Source organism: Methylophaga nitratireducenticrescens, from assembly GCF_000260985.4.
Taxonomy (GTDB): domain Bacteria; phylum Pseudomonadota; class Gammaproteobacteria; order Nitrosococcales; family Methylophagaceae; genus Methylophaga; species Methylophaga nitratireducenticrescens.
In genome coordinates this window covers 1,839,375-1,860,930 of sequence record NC_017857.3, presented here as the reverse complement: position 1 = coordinate 1,860,930, position 21,556 = coordinate 1,839,375, and the positions used below count along the sequence as shown (strand labels likewise).

The window sequence follows — 21,556 nt, the reverse complement described above, 5'->3', positions numbered from 1 at the left end:
CCTCAGTAAGAGAAATATTTTTGATTCTGATAACAAATTGTCTATATTCATTTTGTTATTACCTTTCCCTTAAACTCTCATTCCCATGTCTCAGCAACGGTGCTAAGAAGAACTCTACAATACGTCTCGTACCTGTTTTAACTTCAGCAGTGACAGCCATCCCAGGCATGAGTCTGACTTCTTTGTTATCTACCCATATGGTGTTCTTATGCATCAATAAATGCATGCCATAGATGAGCCCACGCTTTTCATCAACCGTGGCATCATCCGATACGGTGGTGACTTGCCCATCAATCACACCGTATTTGGTAAATGGGAAGGTGTGAATTTTAATCTCAGCATTCATCCCTTCTGCCACAAAGCCAATGTCTTTATTTTCTAGAAACACCTCGACTTCGAGCTGCTCTTCATTTGGGACGATAAGCATGAGTTGCTGGGCCTCCGTCACGACCCCACCCACAGTATTGATGGCAAGCTCTTGTACTTGACCTGAAACAGGTGCATAGAGAATTTGTTTTTCATTTAAATCGGTGGCTTTGGCGAGCTCTTCGTCTAATGAGGCGAGCTGACGTTGATACTCAGCAATTTCCTGTAATGTTTTGGCTTTTGTTTGAGCCGTGAGGGTCTGCAGTTGATATTTGACTTCAGACTCAGCTGCCAGCAGTTGTTGGCGACGCTGTCTTTCGGCGACTAAATCCTGAGTTTGCTCGATACGCTGTTGTTCAAGCTCAAGGTATTCGGTTTCGGTAACAAGTTTTTTCTTCTGTAATGTATTTATCTTTTCAGTCCGCTTCGTGATGATTGGCAAGGTCTGCTCCAACTTATGGATAACCGCCTGACTGGCAGATTGTTCAAATCGGGTTTTACTTAAGGTGTTCTGCAAGGTATGCATCTGGCTTTGATAGTCTTGCCATTGCTGCCAGAGCAGTTCCAAATAAAGTGTTTTGTCCAGCTCAGTAATGTCAGCAGGAAATAACGGTTGAATTGAAACCTGTTTAATATCCGTTTTACTGGTCAGCATCTCCAATAACGTTTTTTTGATGGCGAGCTGCATAGCCATACTATGACGTTCATATTCCAGACGGTTTTCATCTGCAGAAGTTAAGGTGCTATCCAGCTCAATTAACGGTTGGCCTTTATCAACTTGCTGTCCTTCATGGACCAAGATGGTTTTTACTACAGCTTTTTCCAGGGGTTGGATTTGTTTCACGCGCGAACTGGGAATGATTTTGCCTTCAGCACTGGAAACAATGTCTATCTCGCCAATACAGACCCAGACAATGCCTATTAGAAAAAGGATAATCAGACTACGTCCTAGCCATTTAGCAATGGGATTGGGTGGTGCTTCTTGTATTTCCAACGCGGCTGGTAAAAATGCAGCCAGCTCCTGAGTTTTACTGCCTTCGCCCATGTTATGACGATTACGCCAGGCATCGCCAAACACGGTTAGCCAGCTCATGAGTAGGCCTTTTCAAGGTTGGGATTTTCTTTGGCCTTGCTCTCTGTAACAGGATGTAAAACGGGTGTGTGACTTTGATAGCTATAGAGTTTGGCATAGTAGCCATTTTTGGCTATCAACTCATCATGGTTTCCTTCCTCTACGATGCGACCTTTGTCCATCACAAAAATACGATTGCATTGTCTGACAGTGGTTAACCGATGAGCGATGATAAACACGGTACGACCTTTACAAATGCTGGCCATATTGTCCTGAATTAATCGTTCAGACTCGTAATCAAGCGCACTGGTCGCTTCATCAAAAATCAATATTCGAGGATTGTTGATAAGAGCGCGGGCTATTGCCAACCGCTGTCTTTGGCCACCTGATAAATTACTGCCTTGCTCACCGACCAGGTTGTCATAGCCTTCGGGCAAATCAACGATAAATTCATGTGCTCCAGACGTTTTGGCTGCAGCGATAACGCGTTCCATCGGAATAGAGGGATCGCTTAAGGCTATATTTTCTCTGATACTTCGGTTAAACAGAAAGTTTTCCTGTAATACCACACCAATTTGTTTACGCAACCAAACTGTATCCACAACAGATAAATCCACACCATCAATAGCAATGCGACCTGATTCTGGGATATACAATCGTTGAATGAGTTTGGTAATCGTACTTTTGCCACTGCCACTACGGCCAACAATACCGATAACTTCACCGGGCTTCACTTGCAAGCTAACGTCATCCAGAATGGTGGCGCCATCAGTACGATAGCGAAAACGAATATGGTCAAAGGTGACTGCGCCCTGTAAAGCTGGCAGTCGTGAACGATTGGGATTAAAGCCTGGCTCTCTCGGCGTGTTGAGGATATCGCCTAAGCGTTTAATAGAAATCCCCGCTTGCTGAAAGTCTTGCCATAGCTGGACCAATTTAAGAATAGGACCGCTCACTCTACCAGCGAGCATATTAAAGGCGATTAATTGCCCGACGGTGATTTGATTATCGATAACCAGATGTGCACCCCACCAGATAATGCCCAATGTCATCAGTTTATTGATTAAACCGGCTATCTGATTGGCAACATTGTTCAGGTTCTGACTTTTGAAAGATGAATGCACATAGCTGGAAAGATGGTCTTCCAGCTTTCGTTTCATTTGAGGTTCAACGGCCATGGATTTAACGGTACCAATCCCGGTCATTGATTCGGTCAGAAAAGCCGTATTCGCAGCACCATGGGTGAATTTATCATCCAGACGTTTACGTAATATCGGGGTAATGAAAATGGAAAGAAGGATATAAAACGGGATAGTGGCGAGTACTATCCAGGTAAGTGCAGAGCTGTAGTACCACATGACCGCCAAAAAGACGAAAACAAAGAATAAATCAATAACCAGTGTCAGTGCTGTACCTGTAATGAAGTTACGGATAGTATCAAGCTCTCTGACCCTGGCTACATTTTGCCCTACTTGTCTGGATTCAAAATAGGCCATAGGCAAGGCCATAAGATGTGTAAATAACCGTGAGCCCAGTTCAACATCAACCCGATTGGTTGTATGCGATAACACGTAGTTTCGTATTCCGCCCAGCAGAGCTTCAAACACCACGACAACAAAGAAACCGACAGCGAGCACATCCAGTGTGGTGAAACCACGATGCACTAAAACCTTATCCATAACGACCTGAAAAAACAGTGGCGTCATTAAGGCAAATAGTTGCAGGAAAAATGAAGCCAATAGCACTTCACCGAAAAGCTTTCGATATTTTACAAGTGAAGGAATAAACCAGGAGATATCAAATTTTTGTTGAAGACTTTCACCGAGACCTTGGCGTCTGGTAATGGCAATGATTTCACCACTCCAGCGCAGTTCAAAAGCTTCCTGATCTAGACTCTCTGGAGCTTTTTCACGTAAATCGTGGATCAATACGCCCGGACGAGCGGAATCACCTTCTTTTATTGCATTTGAAATACGCGCCAGAATGAAATAACTGCCATCTTTTGCTTTGGCAATCGCCGGCAACATGCCGTTAGTAATTTGAGCGAATTTTGGGGAGAGAATTTTGGCTTTTAGCGTAAGTGCTTTGGATGCTTGCAGAATTTGCGTATCAGTAAAGACTTCACCGGGAACACCATACTCATGAGATAGCTGCTCAGCTTCGGCGGGGAGCCGATGGAATCGCGCTATTGCGACTAGAGTATTGAGTCCAGTATCCATACTGAGGTTTTCCTAGAAATCCTGTAGGGAACTTACTACTACTCTTTTGGATTAACAATAGGAAAATATCCCCCCGCACAGCGTAATTCAAAAAACTTTAACTACGTCACAAATCAGATTTAAAAATACATACTATGGAAATTGACAACCACTCATTACTAACAGTTTACAAAGTCTGGGATTAGTCCTTTAGTATCGGTTAATTGTGAGACTAAATGTGTACAGACTTAGGAGAATCACCGGTCATGTGGAGCTGCTTCATGCATTTTCGGCATTGCCTTGGCACAATCTGGGCGTTTGCGGGTCATTTCAATTCTGCCTGCATAGTCAGTTAAAATCGTTTCTAAACGAGGAATACCAAGCTTAGCTATCTATGTACTCAATAAGGGTTTCCATCTTCAACCGCTAAGACTGCTGGAGCAGTCCATTTTTTTTAAAGTCCCAATCCATATTGCTTATAGCCTCCTTGAAACTGAATGATTGTTGATAAAAGCTATTTATAGTCAGCATCTGGAGAACCCCATTCTTGTCCAACCGGCCCGCCCAATGCTCCCTGGAGCTTTCGCTGTTTGCACCAAGCAATAGCCATTTCATCAAGCACAGACACAGGAATTTCCACTATCAAATGCCCCATAGCACTTGAATTATTATTTTCTGAATAACTTACAGAAAATTTAGCTGGATTTTCAATACTTAATGTTGCTGTGTTTACATTGTCATCATCAGATGACACCTCTTGAAATAAAGTTGTCTCATATTGAGTATTCGAGCGATATATCCATTCCTTTGTACTCATGATCCCCCTTTTCATAAAATATGTAGATGCTGAACTCTGTTAATTCAACGTTTATTAAGGGAACAGCTCATAGACAAAGTAAAGCATAGCAAATGATTTACTTTTCTTGTAGGAATCATCATGAGGCATCAGTTGGCAAATCTAAATATAGGGTTTGAGAACATTTAGTTATCCATATTTAGGCAAATCCAAATATTAGTGATGATTTTTCTTTCAAATCCAATTATTAATGTTCGTTTAATCTAGGAACTCTAAGTATGCATATTGTTAAGTGATTGTTATTAAATGGAATCGAATATAGTTGTATTCATTTCCTTACGTAACTAATTTAGTGACCGAAATGTAACCATCGGTGACCCTGAGACTTATTCTCATTCGTTTATGGTTATTTAATAACAGTTTTAGTTGAAAACGGGGTTGAATCCATATGGCAAGTAATAATAAACAAACTTCTAATGACGTCTCGTTTCTTGCAGCTAAAACGCTTCGTGATAAAAATGCTTCTAATATTGCAAAGAGCCTAGCTGCATCTGCTCTATCTCAGAGTAGAAATAAGAACCAAACAGGGGCTGAAATGGAAGATCTAGCATCAAGAGTGCTTAGCAGTTCTAAGTATAGTAATGAAACTAAAACTCTCGCTGGATCTGTTTTATCCCAGTCCAATAAGAAGCGATAAGAGAGTTATACGATTGTGGTTAACTTACTTATAACCGCGTGATGAACCTAAACACAAATGCAAGGAAATACGTTGAAGCCTGAGGAAAAGCTGCCGGAAGGTTTTTCTGACCTTGAACTGGCAGCATGGCTTTGTTTACACCACTCTAATGAGTCACGCGTAGCTTATGCTCATGCGAACTATTTATTCAAGGTATTTGAGGTATGCTCAAAGCCTACACCATTGTTTATTGGTGACTTAGGCGCTGAGACCGTAAAAACCCTAAAATTGTTATCAAAATCGAAACTTCTGCAACGTATAGAGCTTCCATTTAAAGAATTGGATAACATTTATACTTCAAAACCTGATTGGGTATTGCTTGAAGCTCAGGTCAGGGATATTACTGATCTAAAGGCTTCAAGAGATAAATTATTTCTTAAAGGTCGTGGGAAAGCCATATCAAACCATACGGCTGCTATGGTTTGGCATGATGCTGCAGGAAGATGTATGTATCGCGGGTGTGGACAAGATCTTGGGTCTACCCCACTAACGACAAAAATTGCAAGAGTTGCATATTTAGCACATATAGTAGCTTCTGACCCTGATGGTCCAAGAGGGAATGAACATTCCCATAACTCATCAGACGACCCTGAAAACATCATGTTAATGTGCGATGCACATCATAGGCTTGTAGATAGAATCGATGTTAATAAACATTCTGTCTCATATTTAAAGCAAATGAGGGAAGACCATACAGTTCGTGTTGCTAAGCTCCTGGATAGTTTGCGCTATCCAACTGCACAGATAATAACGCTGCTTGCAGACTTAGCACAAATTCCCACAAATGTATCTTTGGCTGAACTACGTGAATCAGTTCTGAGACGAGAGCTCAGTCCTTTACCCGAAATCAGACATATGATTCGAAGAACACAGAGGGATGATCGAGGTCGCCCTGGTTTTTGGGGACACTTTTTACATGAGCATGAGTCAGACATTCGAGAATTGATTGCCTTCACAAGCAATAAGCCTTCTCAGTCATCAGTTATTTCACCTGATTATTTAGCCATCTTTCCACTCCATTTAGTTCCTGTGCTGGTTCTTTCCGGTAGGGTTATCGGTGAAGCTAGAAATATACAACTTTTTCAGTATGACCGTGAAAGGTCATCATGGCAGTGGCAAAACCAAGATTTGAACATAACTTCTACATTCGATATTTCATATGAAGTAGCTAATCCCATTAATTCTACAGAGACGATCCTATCATTAGAGCTCACAGCTACTCTCGACATGAGGTCACTGCCTGAGGAGCTTGTAAAGGCAATTCAAGAAAAGAAAATTGGGTGGGTCAGAATTACCAACAGCAATCCAAATCCAAACTGCATCCATTCTCAAGAGCGACTAGAGTCTTTTTCAAGCTTAGCACGGCAAGCCATAAACACGATTCAAGATTCCTGGCGTTCAAAGATGATACATGTGTTTGGGGTATCTCCTGCCAGTTCACTTTTTAAATTTGGTCAGATGTTACAAGCCGGTAACCATTCAACATACAGAGTCTATGATAGACCTGATGGTTCAAAGCCATTCGTACCAGCTCTCGATATAACTGGAAACGAAGTTTTGTCAGTTGATTTTGAAAGCGAACTGCAACATAGCATTAGTCTCAGATGAAGGATATTAAAATGGCAGATACACATTATTCATACCTCGTAAATGAGGCTATGGCTAGACGTAAAAACAACACGCAAATAACTAAAACTTTGCGAGAATCTCTTGTCATGGATAGCATTCAAGACTCGAGACGTCATCTTGAAGCGTTAGCTCTAGACATAAAGATGGTTAATGACCACATAAAGGTTGATGAAAGTATTTTCGGTGAAGCATCAGTCGATTATGACAAAATCGCTAATAAATTAGTTGAAAAATTACATTGGCCGAATGAGTCCATACGTATTATCCCTCAGGGTTCAGTGAGCACTAAAACTTTAATTAGATCACCAGACAATTCAAAATTTGACATTGATGCGGTTTGTTCTGTCGATTTATCCATGATTGAAGTTAATGATCCAATGGATTTTTTCGATAAAGTTGGTCTTGCTATTGAAGAGTGGGAGCCTGAAGCTAAAAGGAGATGCTGGAAAGTAGATTTTAAAGGACGCAGATACTATATCGAGTTTACACCTTCGACGCCGCTAAATAAGGTGCCCCAGACAGCTACCAATCAAATCGCTCTTTCTCCAAGTAATCGTTACAGAGACAAAGCTTTAGCTGTTGTCAATACTCCTTCTAGACAGTGGAAGACCTCAAACCCTGAAGGATTCTCAAGCTGGGTAAATGATCAGTCTTCCAGACCTTTACTGCGATGGCTTATAGAAAATTCGATGCAAGAAAGCTATAGCTTAGATAGTGTTATTCCTGTTCCTGCACAAGAAGTTGAAATTTCGGACACCTTACGCGTAGCAATTCGACTCTTAAAAAGGCATAGGGATATGTCCGTTAAACGTAACTATATTGAACCTAATTTAAAACCTATCTCGATAATTATCGTGACTCTGTTAACACAGTGCTACGAAGGCTTGGCTGATAAAGGAGCAGTTTACACACATCCGATTGAGCTCCTCCTCGACCTGGTGGAGTTGATGCCATATATGATCGAACATCGAGCTAATGATTATTGGATTTCTAATCCAACAGTTGAAGGTGAAAATTTTGCTGAAAAGTGGAATGAAAATCCACAATTGAAGAATTCTTTTGATATATGGACAAATCTATTAAAAGAAAATTTGAATGAAATTCTTGCCGCCGATAATCTAGATTCCAGAAGACAAATAATTAAGGAGGTCTTCGGCTGCACAGCTACTCAGAGCCCACCATCCCCAATTATAAGTGGTTTGGCTCAAAACAGACCAACTCAAGCTCACAAAGCGCCACCAACCAAAGGCTTAGCTTAAATTGCAGAAAGGGTTTGATCAATTTCTTCGTGAGCATAAGTATCTATTGGATGAAATAGAAACATCCAATTCCTCTCGACGATTTCCACTTTGGATTCCAGATTTATCTAATGAAAGAGCTATTGATACAGCTTGGATCGAGATTCCTAGTGACTTTGCTGACAAGGGATTAGCAAAAATTTCGCTTCCAGAAAAATATATTCTGAAAATTCCTCATATAGAAAACCATGGGAACCTTTGTATTGATGGTGACCCTGGCCCATTAAGCGGATGTTCACCAGAAGAGCGAATTGAGCAAATCATTGATCTATTTTATTCCTCGTTTATAGAGCCATGGTCAAGAGGGGATTTGGACGACCACTTTGCCAAAGAGGCAATGAATTATTGGGCAATACATTACTCAAGATATTTAACATCAACTCAACCCGTAGTGAAAATTTATACAACAGATCATAAAGTTGATTTACCGAGAGTGTATAAATCGCCTTACATAGAAAGTATACGCATTGTCATCGCCGGTAATGACTCATCAATACGAAATCGCTACGTTAATGCAATTAGTTGCGGAAGTAACATATCAAGTGTGATGGTATGTGAAATACCTATTTCATTCCCTTTCACTCCAGAAACTTGGCCCAAAAACTTAAAAGATATACAAAGACTAATCAAAGCTAAACTAGGATCTATTGATGCAGATAAGTATTTAGAATCTGTAGGGAGAAAAAAAAGGAGTATTCATAAAATTGTCGTTTTTAGAGCAGCTGACTGTTCCTTTGGGTATCTTTTACCCGATGGTCCAGCTTTAAAGATTAAGAAAGGCTACTCCAACAAATCATTTCCTAGCAAAAGACTAATTCCTCTTAAGGTCGAGCGATTGGATGTAAGCTGGACTACTGGAAGGGATCAACATCCAGAATATCTCGATAGACAGCAAAAACACGCATTAATCATTGGCGCAGGTGCTTTGGGTAGTCCTGTAGCAGAACAGCTTGCAAAATCTGGAATTGGCAAGCTGACATTAGTTGATGGTGACACTTTAAATTCTGCCAATATTGGTCGTCACACATTAGGAGCAGACTCAATCGGTTTTTATAAAGTAGAGCGATTGGCAGAAAGTATAGCTGTGAGATGGGTTAGCTGTGATGCACATGGGTTTTCTATGTCTATTCAACAATGGCTTAAAAATCACACGTTGAGAAATATTGATATTATCCTAGATCTCACCGGGGAGCCAAGTGTTCGACTTATAGTCAATCAAGAGCGGAAAAAGTATAAGGTAAACCTTTTAATTGGGTGGATGGAACCATATGCTGCTTCTGCTCACGCATGTATTTTGCCAACTGATAATTTTTGGATAACAGACAATATAGACAGACTAAATAGTTTGAACGTAGTTGATTGGCCCAACGAAGTTATAGTCAATGAACCAGCCTGTAGCAGCAGCTTTCAATGTTATACATCTGCATCAGCTTCACATGCAGTAGCATTAATAACGGAGGCAGCATTGGATGTTATAGACCTAAAAGTAGTACACCCCATCGTTAGGCATTGGATTAGGGGCCAAAACTACCTTGATAAATGTTATCCCGGTCTAAAACTCAAACAATGGGCGTCTTTTGCTCGCGACTATGATGGCATCATTACGGAATTTGATTTTGAATGATCGGTATTTTATTTTGCCTAATCAAGCAGGACTGATTCATCTGACAGGAAAAGTACTTGAACATATATTCAAGTATGCACAAGTCAGAAAGTCAGACAAAGAAGCGGGAGGCCAAATTTTTAGTGAAAACCCTGATAGTTCCGTAGTTTCAGTTTCAGTCGCTACCGGCCCCTACAAAGAAGATTTTCGATCTAGAAACAGTTTTAACCCATGTTTAAATAATATTAATAAAGATAGAGAATACTTTTTCAATAAAGGGCTTTACGCCGTAGGTCTCTGGCACACCCATCCACAACTCCATCCAAAGCCATCGCATGAAGACAAAATTACTACACAGAAGTATCTAAGTGCATCAAAAGGAGAAATGAATGGGTTTCTTCAAATAATTATTGGCAATACAATGTCATCATCTAATATAACTGTGTGGTTAGCTAGTAACTATGTTTCTGACCAGTGGATCCAACTTAAAGAAGAAAGTTAGAATTATGTAATGTGCCAGATCGTGACGTTGAGCAAAGTTAATCTAAATCATCTACTTGAATTATTAAATTTGGCCTGAAAGGATGTGGCATCCTCTCACGAAAATACCCCTTTTGATTGCTCAGCACTCTACACCCATTAATATCCATATCAATGTTTGCATGCGTATGGCCAAAACACCAGACATCAGAATGGTTAAGTAAATCATCACAATCCGAAATAAAGGCGGCAGCCATGTCATCCATCTCAAAATCAGGATGATGACAAAGTAAGCTCGGTGCATGGTGTGTCACCACCACGGTTTTACCATCAAATAGCTCACTAAGCTTCTGCTGCAGAAATAACTTTGATTCTTGATGAAGTACAAGTGCATCTTGTGGTTTAAAACGTTTATCGCCAGTTTTTATCAACCGGTGATCGTTTAAGTAAAAGCCGATAAAGTCCATTGTTTTCTGTTTATCGAGACTTCCATCAAGTGCATAGTCTGTCCATAAGGTGGACCCTATAAAACGTACACCATGTATTTTGACTATATCGTTATCAAGCAAGTGAAGCTTAGAATGCGCTTTGGCTAATAACGCCATCTCTTCACGCAGTAACCCGATGTCATAACGGTAAAATTCATGATTGCCAGGCACATAAATAACATCTTTACCCAAGTGCTTAATAAGCTCGACAGCATATTCAAGCCCTTTTAATCCAGTATTAATATCGCCTGCCAAAATGATGACGTCGGCATCGGAGTCCGGTGGGATGAAGCTGTCCCCCATCTCAAGATGTAAGTCAGAAAAAAGTTGAAATTTCATAAAAACCTTGAAGTGTTACGATTAATTAGCGACGTGACCGATGTGATTGTTACAGCGTGTCATCACACAACCGTCTACAACCACCATCTTTCCATCATCGCCACAACACTCACAGATTGATGTAGAAGCATGTTGAGCTTTTTCAATCAATGCATATAACTCTGGGCTGCCATTTTTCATATAGACCCTCAGCCCGCCAAATTTTTCTTTCACCTGACTGATCATTGGCAGTTTACTTTCTGGAATGCCCATCTGTTGTTGCCTACGAGCGTTTTTTTCTAGTGAATCTGAGAGGTTTAAGAGTAAATCGAACCAGCCTGAGCCGCAGAGAAAGCCCCAAACCATCAACGTTCGATTTTCCGTGTCTGCTGCATCTCGATTTCGGTAAATGATAGGACAATTTGAATAGAGTGCATCCGTTAACGTCTTATGCATGGCTAAAACTCGTATTTTAATTTGATGTTCACTTCTTTCACTTTGCAGAAATCGTCATAGGCCTTCTGAGCCTTCGGGTGAAGCCTTCCGGGCGGCGTCAGAAAACAATATCGAGAACCCGTCGTCGTGGTTCCTCTATTGGTATGGGGGTCATACTCTTTTATGGCAGAGCTAAAACGAAACTCTCCTGTATTTATGTCGTAACCCAAAAATTTCTCGATAACGTCGCTCTCATACTCAATGATCAGAATGTTCCAGTCTGTCATTACAATACTTCCTGGGGGGACGTTAATCATATGATTGCCTCTGCTAAAATGTGACCGATTAATGAAGGTTTTTTTTCGGTTTGGGCTTTGCACTATCACCCTGTATATGTTTAACGGCTTTGGTGATGTGAAATTCAGTTAACTGACGAGACTTATCTTGCACGCCATAAAACATAGCTAATCGCAATATCTCATTCAACTGACGAACGTTTATTTGTTGTAGCTGTAAGGCATTGAGTGCATCCGTACCTAGAGTCGCAGTCATAATAGGTTCAATTTCAGACTGCTTGATCAAACTATCAAGTGCATAAGGGGCAATTTGTCTCAATTGATCTGGTGTTGGTTCAGAAACGGTGATCTTCTTAAATCGACTTAAAATCGGCTCTTCAATAGGATCGACGTTATTGGCGGTGGCGATAACGCAAATATGTGAGGCATCCATTGGCACTTGCACAAACTCATCCTGAAACTCTCTTGCCGCTTCAGGCTCAAGTAGCGTCAACAAGGCATTAGTAGCATCACCCGTTTTCTGACCTGCTTTATCAATCTCATCTAAAACCAACACAGGATTAGCCCTGTGATTTTGCAAAAGATGCGATGCAACGATACCGGGCTTGGAATTACCCCATTGCGAAGATGAACCAGACAACACCATTACAGCGGTGGTTGTCGACAGATCTATTTTTTCAAATCCCACCCCTAATAGGTTGGCCAGTTCTCTTGCATAATGCGTTTTTCCTATCCCTGGTGGACCCAGCAATAACAAAGGCGAGAAATAGCTGCCCTTTGAAGTGCTCGCAGCAGAGAGTATGAGTTGTTGATTAATGTAGTCTGTTGCTTCAGAAAAGTTGGGGAATTCACGCCGTAATTGAGACACAATTTCTTTTATTTGTTCGATACTGAGCTGCGACCGAATTCGGACCTCAGGTAATCGCTCAAACATCATTTTGGTCTGCTGGACAACATCCTTGGAGAGAGTTTCGCGTCGCTTTAATAAGGCTTGTTTATCGTATAAACGGATAAATGGCGTTTTCTTAGTCATTTTCCTGCTCTCCTTTTAAGTCATAAATAGCCTGAACAGCCCGATAATGTCTATCCAATATGCTTAGAAGGTAATAATTGCTATTGAAAGTCTCGATTAGATCATCTTTAGCACTTTTTCTGGAGTGGAAAGATGTCCGGTTATCTAGTGCCCAACTTATCCTTGCCTCCTTGGTCGGCGGGGATAATGCTAATGGGGATGCGTTTTTCTGATTGGTTAAATCAACGAGTTTGTTCATCATTACCGTCGATAGACGACACATTTCATCCCAAAGTGATCTTGAAAAAATGATGGGGAAATCAGAATCGATGACGACTTTAGAAAGCTCATCTCGTTCTAAATGCTGACTCGCTTTCTCGGTGGCTAAGAAGCGCTGATAGTTTTGTTGAGTGAAAATCTCTTCAACTTCTTGACTGCAAGGATGACTCAAAGCAAATTCATTCCAAAGCGTAAATTCATCGTGGGATTTGCCAATGAATAGAAAATTATGACGACAAAAAGAAAGAACATGAAAACAATCAGAAGTGCTCGTAAATTCTTTTCTTAACAATTTGCTGGCTTTACTCTGATAAGGCGGATAGGGATTTTGTTGGAAAGCATTGATAAGGCTTCTAGCTTGATGAAGAACAGAGCCTCTTGACTTATTATCCCCCTCCTCTCCAGGTGACATGATGGTGAAGCGTCGATTTGAAAATCTGGTGGCTAAAATAATTTTGGCCAGACGATGTAAACCACTGGACGTTTTTCCAAGTTTATATCGAGAGCCAGATTGGGTTGTTGCTATATGCGATTCAATATCTATTGCAACCACAGGAGTACTCACCCTCGCTTGTTCTTTCTCTACATCAAAGCCAGCAACTGATAACTCCGAACTGAACCTGACAAAAGCCCAATCTTCAAATTTTATAAGCTTCCCTACCGTCTCTTCTTCTTCCACTTCATTCTCCTAAACCACTCCAACTTTGAAGCAGAGAATAATGAAGGATGAATCGGGATGTCAAGTTATTTTATTATATATATCATACACTTATTTCGCAATAGTAATATGTTACATTATATTTTATGCGTAGTTTGTGTAGTTAGTAACCGTTACGTTTTTAAGAGATTTTGATACTTCTTTCCCCTAATTGAACCACTCTTGGCCAGCGACTATGGATCTGGGCATCTTCGGGTTCCGGCTCCAGCGTCACCACATATACACAACGCTCGTTGCCCTCCTACGCTACCAAGCCTTGAATGTATTGTCCTTTCTGCAGGTCATACCAGTGACTGTGTCCCTCGAAGTCTTTTTGCCGTGCACAGCCAAAGTTGGAGGCAGGTAAGTTGAGCCGACACCAAAAGAAAACGAGTTAATTGTACGCAATGTCGATAATGAGATACTTATCAGAAAGAGTTGGGTCAAAGCTTTTGTTCGACAGTTATCTGATACGGTGGTTGATAGGCTTAAAAACATGAGTCCAAGGATGATTTCAAGTACTGGAAACCGCTTGCTACAAGACATTTAGTCGCAGCGAAGCCGGTGGACAAAAATGCGTAATTTCATATAACGACATCGTTTTATCTGAGAAGAACAAAAAATGTAGGATTGGTATTATCAGAAATTAAAATGTTTGGGTCAGCACTTTAGGTGCTGACCAGTTTTACAAGGGAGTAAAATCGGTCGGATGGGAGAAAAGTATGCCCCATCCGTCACCAAGCCAATCATGGAAATTGATAATCCCTTCAGTGGTATTCGCTTCGAAGTCTAGGGCGGTATCGCCTAGATGTATGTTCATAATAATCTCCTTTGGTAATTTTAAGTTCGCTTTGGTTGGAACCTGCATTTAGACAATTCACAGTATCCATATGTACTCCATAATAGTCTTTCAGTTTCATAAGTTATTTCACACAAGTGATGACATAACCTTGTTCTGCTTTAATAAACTCGAAATCAACCGTTTCGCCCACCTTAAGCTTGTTGAATAATTTATCATCCTGAACTGAAAATCCCATGGTCATGGCCGGCCAGTTGAGGCTTTCAACCGGTGCATGAGCCAAAGTTACTTTTTTTAAGCTGGCATCGACTTTAGTGACGGTACCTATAGCGGAGTGGCTGTTCGGTTGATCCGATGTCTCGACTTTAGGATCCATCTTCTTCATTTCGTCATGATTCATTTTCTGCTCCGCTAATATCGACGTTGCCGAAAAGGACAGAATGATCGTCAAAGAACTTACTAATAATTTTTTCATTTTAATTTTCTCCAGTGCGTTAAAAAATAAAAAGCTAGGTCAAAGCACGTTAAATGTCCCGGCGTGATTCATCACTCGTTATTTGTTTGTGATTGAATTGGTTGGTTTTTCGTCTGCCGCTGTGCACGCTTTTTATGAATCAGTAGATAAATCACCGGGATCACTAGCATCGACAACAGCGGTGCCGTCACCATGCCGCCTACCATTGGTGCCGCAATGCGCTGCATCACTTCACTACCAGTGCCGCTACCAAACATTATCGGTAACAGGCCGGCCAAGATAACGGTCGCTGTCATGGCCTTGGGTCTAACCCTGAGTACTGCGCCCTCAGCGATGGCATCAAGCAGATCAGCCTCCGTATCTTTTTGTTCATCCAACCGTTTTTGCCAGGCTTGCTTTAGATAGAGCAGCATAATGACGCCAAATTCAGCTGCGACCCCGGCTAGCGCAATAAAACCCACCACACTTGCCACTGACAAGTTATGGCCCAACAGATAGAGCAGCCAGATGCCGCCCACTAAAGAAAATGGCAAAGTCACCATCAACAGCAATGCTTCGCCAAAATTCTTAAACGTGAGGTAGAACAACACAAAGATAATAAGCAAAGTGAAAGGCACAACTAGCTTGAGCTTGGCAGTGGCGCGTTCAAGATACTCAAATTGTCCGGACCAGGTGATTGAATAGCCGGTCGGCAAATCCACTTGCTCCGAGACGATTTGCTGCATATCGGTTACCGCCGAACCCAAATCCCGATCCCGAATATCAACATACACAAACCCCGCTAACCGCGAGTTTTCACTGCGCACCATGGGTGGACCGTCACTGATGCTAATGTTCGCAACATCTGACAGTATCAACTGCTGGCCGCTAATAGTCACGATAGGCAAGGTCCGTAACGAGGCTAGTGAATCCCGGATCTCTCGGGGGTAGCGAACATTAATGGGAAAGCGCTGCAATCCCTCCACCGTTTCGCCAATATTCATGCCTCCCACAGCCGAACTGATAATCAACTGCACATCATTAATATTAAGGCCATAACGCGCCGCGGCATCACGTTTAATATCAACATCGACGTAACGACCACCGGTGAGGCGCTCAGCAAAAACACTGGTGACCCCAGGTACATCTTTGAGGACTTTTTCAATGTCGCCAGCAATGCCATCAATAACGTTTAAGTCTTCCCCCAAAACTTTTACGCCCACAGGACTCTTGATACCGGTAGCCAGCATATCAAGTCTGTTACGAATCGGTGGTACCCAGATATTGGTCAGGCCAGGCACCTTTACTGTCCGATCTAATTCGGCGATCAATTTTTCTTTGGTCATACCCGGCCGCCACTCTTCACGGGGTTTGAACTGAATGGTAGTTTCAAACATAACCAGTGGCGCAGGATCAGTTGCCGTATCCGCACGTCCGGCTTTGCCATAGACGGTTTTTACCTCCGGCACGCTTTTGATCATTCGATTAGTCTGCTGTAACAATTCGGCTACTTTACCGGCAGATAGACTGGGTAAAGCACTAGGCATGTAAAGCAGATCCCCTTCATCCAACGGTGGCATAAACTCACTGCCGATATGTTGTAAAGGCCATAAACTTGTCAGTAATAATACGCTAGCGACCACTAAGGTCATCTTTGGAAACTTGAGTACGCCTGCCAATAAAGGTCGATACAAAGCAATTAAAAAACGGTTTAGTGGATTAGCCTGTTCAGCCGGAATTTTGCCCCGGATAAGGTAGCCCATTAGTACCGGGATAAGCGTTACAGCAAGGCCAGCTGCTGCGGCCATTGCATAAGTCTTGGTAAATGCTAATGGAGAGAATAGTCGGCCTTCCTGAGCTTCCAAAGTGAAAATTGGGATAAAAGACAGTGTAATAATCAACAACGAGAAAAACAGCGCGGGGCCCACCTCGACGGCAGAATCACCTATCACCTTCCAGCGTCTTTCGCCCTCAAGCTTTAATCCGGGATATTTTTCGTACCAGCGTTCTAAATGTTTATGGGCATTTTCAATCATCACCACCGCTGCATCGACCATAGCACCGACAGCGATGGCAATACCGCCAAGTGACATGATATTAGCGTTGATCCCCTGCCAGTGCATCACAATAAAAGCCATCAAGATCCCCAGTGGCAGTGAAACAATCGCCACCAAGGCTGAACGAAGATGGAATAAGAAAATAAGGCACACTAATGCCACCACAATGAATTCTTCAATAAGCTTTTCTGTGAGATTATCGACAGCGCGTTCTATTAGCCCAGAGCGATCATAAACCGTCACAATCTCAACACCCTCGGGCAAACTCTTTTGCAGCGTTTTCAATTTGTCTTTCACAGCAGCAATGGTGGTCAGGGCGTTTTTGCCAGAACGCATCACGATGATGCCCCCCACAGCTTCACCGACTCCGTTTAGCTCGCTGATAGCCCGCCTAATTTCAGGGCCGATTTGAATATGCGCGACATCGCCCAATGTCACTGATATACCAGCATCAGTGGTTAGTAAGGGAATAGATTGAAAATCTTCCAAGCTTTGCAAATAGCCCGAGGCGCGAACCATATATTCCGCTTCCCCCATCTCCAGCACCGCGCCGCCGGTCTCTTGATTACCATTATTGATAGCCTCAATAACACGGGAAAGCGGTATGCGATAAGTGGCTAATTTGTCGGGATCGACAACCACCTGGTACTGCTTGACCATGCCGCCGACAGTTGCGACCTCTGCTACATTGGCGACGGTTTTCAGTTCGAATTTAAGAAACCAATCCTGCAAAGCGCGCAGCTGCGAAATATCCTGAGTACCGGATTTATCTACCAAAGCATACTGATAGATCCAACCCACACCGGTGGCATCCGGACCGATTGAGGAACTTGCCGTATCCGGCAGCCTTGACTGCGCCTGATTAAGGTATTCCAGCACCCGACTGCGGGCCCAATACAGATCGGTACCCTCTTCGAACAAGACATAGACATAGCTATCGCCGAAGAATGATAAACCACGAACCACTTTGGCACCGGGCACCGATAACATGGTCGTGGTTAATGGATAAGTCACCTGATCCTCGACCAATTGTGGTGCTTGTCCCGGCCAGCTCGTTTTAATTATCACCTGAACATCCGAGAGATCAGGCAGCGCATCCAGCGGCGTGCGTGATAAAGATACCAAGCTCCAGGCAAGCATCATCAGCGTCGCCAATAACACCAGAAAACGGTTGTCGATCGACCAACGTATGAGTCTAGCAATCATTTTGCACCTTCCATTTCAGTCTCGGCTGACAAAGGCTGCAGGTCGATAATTTTAGGTGCCGAGCCTTTTTCTAAGCGAAACTCAATTGCTATTTGCTCGCCCACTTTTAGCCCGTCGGGATCCAGCGAGGATGACAGTTCAAAGTCCATGGTCATGCCCGGCCAATTTAAGCTGGGAATATCTGGATGGGTCAGCGTTAAAATCTGCCCGTCTATAGCTTCGATTTTTGCCTGCGTCTGATGACTCTCCATTACCATTTCAAGATCTGCTGAGCGCGGTTGTAACTCCACAATCAATGGCGCCGCGCCTTTTTCTAAACGAAAGGCAATTTCAATTTGCTCACCCACCGTCAGTTCATCTGGATTGAATGATGACGAAAGTTCAAAGTCCATGGTCATACCCGGCCACTCCAGGCTGGGAATATCCGGATGGGTCAAAGTCAATATCTGCCCGTTTATGGCTTCGATTTGTGCCTCGGTCTGATGAGTTTCCATTGTCATCTCAGACATTGAATGGTCATCGACTTTCGACGTGTTATCGTCACTTAGTCGCGCTTCAACACCTCTCAGGCTGGCTTCTGAATCCACCAAAAACTGACCTGATACCACAACCCGTTCACCTTCCTGCAGTCCTTGCTGGATTTGGGTTTTATCATCAGTTACGCGTCCGGTTATGACTTCAACCGGGCGAAAACTGCCGTTATCGAGCGCCAGCATGATTAAGGTGCGTTTGCCCGTTCGGATAAGCGCTTCGGTTGGCACCATCAGCGCATCGTTAATTTGTTTGCCTGCCAACTGCATATTGACGAACATTCCCGGCGCCAATTCACCCTGTGGATTGTCCAACACCACACGCGCCTTAAGGGTGCGTGTTATAGGGTTCACTTCCGGTAATAATCTTTGTATTTGACCTTTAAATTGTTTGCCGGGAAAAGCCGGGCTGCTGGCGGTGATGGGATCACCAGGATTGAGTAATGCAATCTGACTCTCCGGTACCTCAGCATTCGCCCAGACGGGGTCTAATCCATTAATACGCATCAATGTGGAACCGGTTGATATGGTCATGCCTTCGCGGGCAACTAATTCTGTGATGACGCCATCAATGGGGGCGGTAATAATCAGCTGCGTTTGAAGTCTGCCGGTGCTTTTTACCTGACGGATTTGTGCTTCGCTCATCCCCACTTGGCGCATGCGGGCAATTGAGGCTGCTATCAGTTCATCTAATCCTTCACCTTGCATATTGTTAAGAGCCAGAAATTCTTCTTGTACGGCCACCCAGTCAGGTACATAGATAGCCAAAAGCGGCTGGCCTTTATTGACCTGCTCCAGGGTGGCCTTTACGAAAAGTTTTTCCACATAACCCAGCGCACGGGCTTGAACATTCACTTCCTCGCGCTCGTTCCATGCAATAGCGCCTACCGCTGTCACCTGCGTCGCTATGTCCTGTTTGGTTACCAAAGCCGTCCGTATGCCAATATTTTGTTGTAGGCGGGAGTTAATGCTAACGCCGGGCTCATCGGTTGCACTCTCACCACCCGCGCTACCCTTATAAACTGGCACCAGCATCATATCCATATAAGGTGACTTACCGGGCGTCTCGAATTTATTGCCGGGGACCATCGGATCTTGGTAAAAAAGAATCTTTTGGCCCGTGACCGGATCAATATCACCGGCTTTAATCCCAGCGTCGATATGACGGCGGGTCGCTTTTTCGCCTTCGGCAATCCCCCAACTTGAAGGATCTTCAGTGGTCTTGGCATTACCCGCCATGCTCTCTGAGCTCGATGAAGACATGTCCATCTCTTGCTGCATCCCCCATTGATAAGCAGCATAACCAGCAATAAGCGTCATCAGAGCCATGACTAAAAATAAAAAAATGTATTTGCGATTCATTATTTGAACTCCATGGTGCGGGATGAAGGAATGACGGTACTATCGGGCAATATCAGATATTCCAATGTGGCCCAAAGCGCTGCGGTTTCCATTTCGATCCGCAGTTTTTCTAGACGCGTAGCGATTTCCATTTTTCGGGCATCAAATACCGTCTGTAACTCACCTTTACCGCCACGATATTCGGCGAGTGCCGCATTAGTGCGCTGGCTGGCAAGGGGGATCAAAGCCGTTTCATAGTCACTGAGTCGGACTAAATTACTTTTCCAGGTATCGAGCCAGCGCGCTGTCTCAGCAATATGTTCTCGGGTCATTTCTTCGCGTTCTGCTCGCACCTGGTCCGCTTGGGCCAATTTGGCAGCTACCACACGATCCTGGCGGCTCTCCTGATTCCATTGCAGCGGCACGCTGACACCAATCGAAATCATGTCCGAAAAACCTGAACTTCGTTCGCCATACATTACTGACCAAGTCCAATCAGACTGTTTTTCTTGACGTGCGACCTTGGCTTCAGCCATTGCAACCGCCTCCTCAGCCCTCATTACAGCAATATCTGGATGTTCACTTACCTGATGATATAAATGCTGAGTGTCGAGCGGAGACTGAGTGATGTCAGGCGCGGCGTCTAAAGAGATATTGTTAATATCTCCGACCCAACGCGACAGCGTCGTTTTGGCATTTTCAAGACGTGCTTGAGCCTGATGAATACGATCCTGGATTTCAGCCACAGTTGTTTTGGCCAGAAAAATATCGGACTGCGGGCCAGTCCCTGCACGATAAATAGCTTCGGCAGCCTCTACTTGTAAGCTTGCTTCTTGCTGCTCACGTGTTAAAAGTTCCACCATTTGCTGCTGGTAGTAACCATCAAACCAGGCCAATGCAGTGTTTTGGCGAATTTCAGTAAGTGTCAGTTTTTTAGTTATCTGCGCCTTATCTGCTTTAAGTTCAAACACGTTGGCACGAGCATGGCGCTTGGCTTCACGGGTATATGTCTGAGAAATGCCAATATTGCGAGAGGTCATAAAATCTTCCGTAAGGCTATAAGCCATGGGACCATTGACTGGCAGGTTATTTACAGATAACTCCAGCATGGGATCGGGAAGTTGACCGGCTTCAATGGCCAGCTCTTGGGAGGCTTGCGCTGCAGCATCTTGCGCTAACAAGGCCTGAGAGCGATGCTCAGCAAGTTGCAATGCATTCTCAAGGCTTAGTGACTCAGATGAAACTTGTGGTTGCGCCATGACGGCAGTTGCAAAACTGGCAGTCAATAATGCAATAAAGCTTAGCCAGTGAATTCGCCAGATTGGTGGCGAATAACTTTTGAGCACAACGGCTCTGGTAAATAAGTTTGACATAAGCTGGATCCGATGAATTCAGAGGCGTTGCAGCAAATGCAACGCAAATGTTTCAAGCATGGAGATAAGTCGCAGCTTGAAACGCTACGGAAA

General features: G+C 43.3%; 17 protein-coding genes. 5 read left to right on the top strand and 12 right to left on the bottom strand.

Annotation, left to right across the window (positions count from 1 at the left end; all coding sequences use genetic code 11):
- Window positions 1-58: 58 nt before the first annotated feature.
- The 3 genes from Q7A_RS08970 to Q7A_RS08960 all read right to left on the bottom strand — a co-directional run bounded on the left by Q7A_RS08970 (window position 59) and on the right by Q7A_RS08960 (window position 4,453).
- On the bottom strand, window positions 59-1,459 hold the full coding sequence (locus Q7A_RS08970) for an HlyD family type I secretion periplasmic adaptor subunit (protein WP_014707034.1): 1,401 nt from the start codon (window positions 1,457-1,459) through the stop codon (window positions 59-61).
- A complete protein-coding gene (locus Q7A_RS08965; RefSeq protein WP_014707033.1) occupies window positions 1,456-3,657 on the bottom strand; it encodes a type I secretion system permease/ATPase in 2,202 nt (733 codons plus the stop codon). Before Q7A_RS08965 ends, Q7A_RS08970 begins: the two co-directional genes overlap by 4 nt.
- Window positions 3,658-4,150: 493 nt before the next feature.
- Complete coding sequence (locus tag Q7A_RS08960) at window positions 4,151-4,453, bottom strand: hypothetical protein (RefSeq protein ID WP_041354479.1); 303 nt, start codon at window positions 4,451-4,453, stop codon at window positions 4,151-4,153.
- A gap of 427 nt (window positions 4,454-4,880) precedes the next feature.
- On the opposite strand from Q7A_RS08960, the gene Q7A_RS08955 reads away from it, so the two are divergent.
- The 5 genes from Q7A_RS08955 to Q7A_RS08935 are packed head-to-tail and all read left to right on the top strand — an operon-like array spanning window position 4,881 to window position 10,200.
- A complete protein-coding gene (locus Q7A_RS08955) occupies window positions 4,881-5,129 on the top strand; it encodes a hypothetical protein (protein WP_041354478.1) in 249 nt (82 codons plus the stop codon).
- Between the two features lie 57 nt (window positions 5,130-5,186).
- Window positions 5,187-6,776, top strand: coding sequence for an SAVED domain-containing protein (locus Q7A_RS08950; RefSeq protein ID WP_044326390.1), 1,590 nt, complete (start codon window positions 5,187-5,189; stop codon window positions 6,774-6,776).
- 11 nt (window positions 6,777-6,787) lie between these two features.
- Window positions 6,788-8,056, top strand: coding sequence for a nucleotidyltransferase domain-containing protein (locus Q7A_RS08945; protein ID WP_014707030.1), 1,269 nt, complete (start codon window positions 6,788-6,790; stop codon window positions 8,054-8,056).
- Window positions 8,057-8,102: 46 nt separating this feature from the next.
- Complete coding sequence (locus Q7A_RS08940) at window positions 8,103-9,719, top strand: HesA/MoeB/ThiF family protein (RefSeq protein ID WP_202971525.1); 1,617 nt, start codon at window positions 8,103-8,105, stop codon at window positions 9,717-9,719.
- The gene (locus tag Q7A_RS08935) at window positions 9,712-10,200 is read left to right on the top strand and encodes a Mov34/MPN/PAD-1 family protein (RefSeq protein ID WP_048480990.1); all 489 of its coding nucleotides are present in this window, start codon (window positions 9,712-9,714) and stop codon (window positions 10,198-10,200) included. Before Q7A_RS08940 ends, Q7A_RS08935 begins: the two co-directional genes overlap by 8 nt.
- Before the next feature lie 37 nt (window positions 10,201-10,237).
- Here Q7A_RS08935 and Q7A_RS08930 read toward each other — a convergent pair whose 3' ends face one another.
- The 9 genes from Q7A_RS08930 to Q7A_RS08885 form a co-directional block, all read right to left on the bottom strand.
- Window positions 10,238-11,005: a metallophosphoesterase gene (locus Q7A_RS08930; protein ID WP_014707027.1), complete on the bottom strand. Its 768-nt coding sequence runs from the start codon at window positions 11,003-11,005 to the stop codon at window positions 10,238-10,240.
- Between the two features lie 21 nt (window positions 11,006-11,026).
- Entirely contained in the window at window positions 11,027-11,440 is a 414-nt protein-coding gene (locus tag Q7A_RS08925) for a hypothetical protein (RefSeq protein WP_048480989.1), read from the bottom strand.
- Window positions 11,441-11,442: 2 nt separating this feature from the next.
- Window positions 11,443-11,706, bottom strand: a complete 264-nt coding sequence (locus Q7A_RS08920; protein ID WP_089418526.1) for a hypothetical protein — start codon at window positions 11,704-11,706, stop codon at window positions 11,443-11,445.
- Between the two features lie 58 nt (window positions 11,707-11,764).
- Complete coding sequence (locus Q7A_RS08915) at window positions 11,765-12,748, bottom strand: AAA family ATPase (protein ID WP_014707025.1); 984 nt, start codon at window positions 12,746-12,748, stop codon at window positions 11,765-11,767.
- On the bottom strand, window positions 12,741-13,685 hold the full coding sequence (locus Q7A_RS08910; RefSeq protein WP_014707024.1) for a hypothetical protein: 945 nt from the start codon (window positions 13,683-13,685) through the stop codon (window positions 12,741-12,743). Before Q7A_RS08910 ends, Q7A_RS08915 begins: the two co-directional genes overlap by 8 nt.
- A 941-nt stretch (window positions 13,686-14,626) precedes the next feature.
- The gene (locus Q7A_RS08900; protein ID WP_014707023.1) at window positions 14,627-14,977 is read right to left on the bottom strand and encodes a copper-binding protein; all 351 of its coding nucleotides are present in this window, start codon (window positions 14,975-14,977) and stop codon (window positions 14,627-14,629) included.
- A gap of 71 nt (window positions 14,978-15,048) precedes the next feature.
- On the bottom strand, window positions 15,049-18,219 hold the full coding sequence (locus tag Q7A_RS08895; RefSeq protein ID WP_014707022.1) for an efflux RND transporter permease subunit: 3,171 nt from the start codon (window positions 18,217-18,219) through the stop codon (window positions 15,049-15,051).
- The gene (locus tag Q7A_RS08890) at window positions 18,216-20,111 is read right to left on the bottom strand and encodes an efflux RND transporter periplasmic adaptor subunit (protein ID WP_014707021.1); all 1,896 of its coding nucleotides are present in this window, start codon (window positions 20,109-20,111) and stop codon (window positions 18,216-18,218) included. Before Q7A_RS08890 ends, Q7A_RS08895 begins: the two co-directional genes overlap by 4 nt.
- Window positions 20,111-21,463, bottom strand: a complete 1,353-nt coding sequence (locus Q7A_RS08885) for a TolC family protein (protein WP_014707020.1) — start codon at window positions 21,461-21,463, stop codon at window positions 20,111-20,113. The genes Q7A_RS08890 and Q7A_RS08885 overlap by 1 nt, the downstream gene beginning before the upstream one ends.
- Window positions 21,464-21,556: the final 93 nt, after the last annotated feature.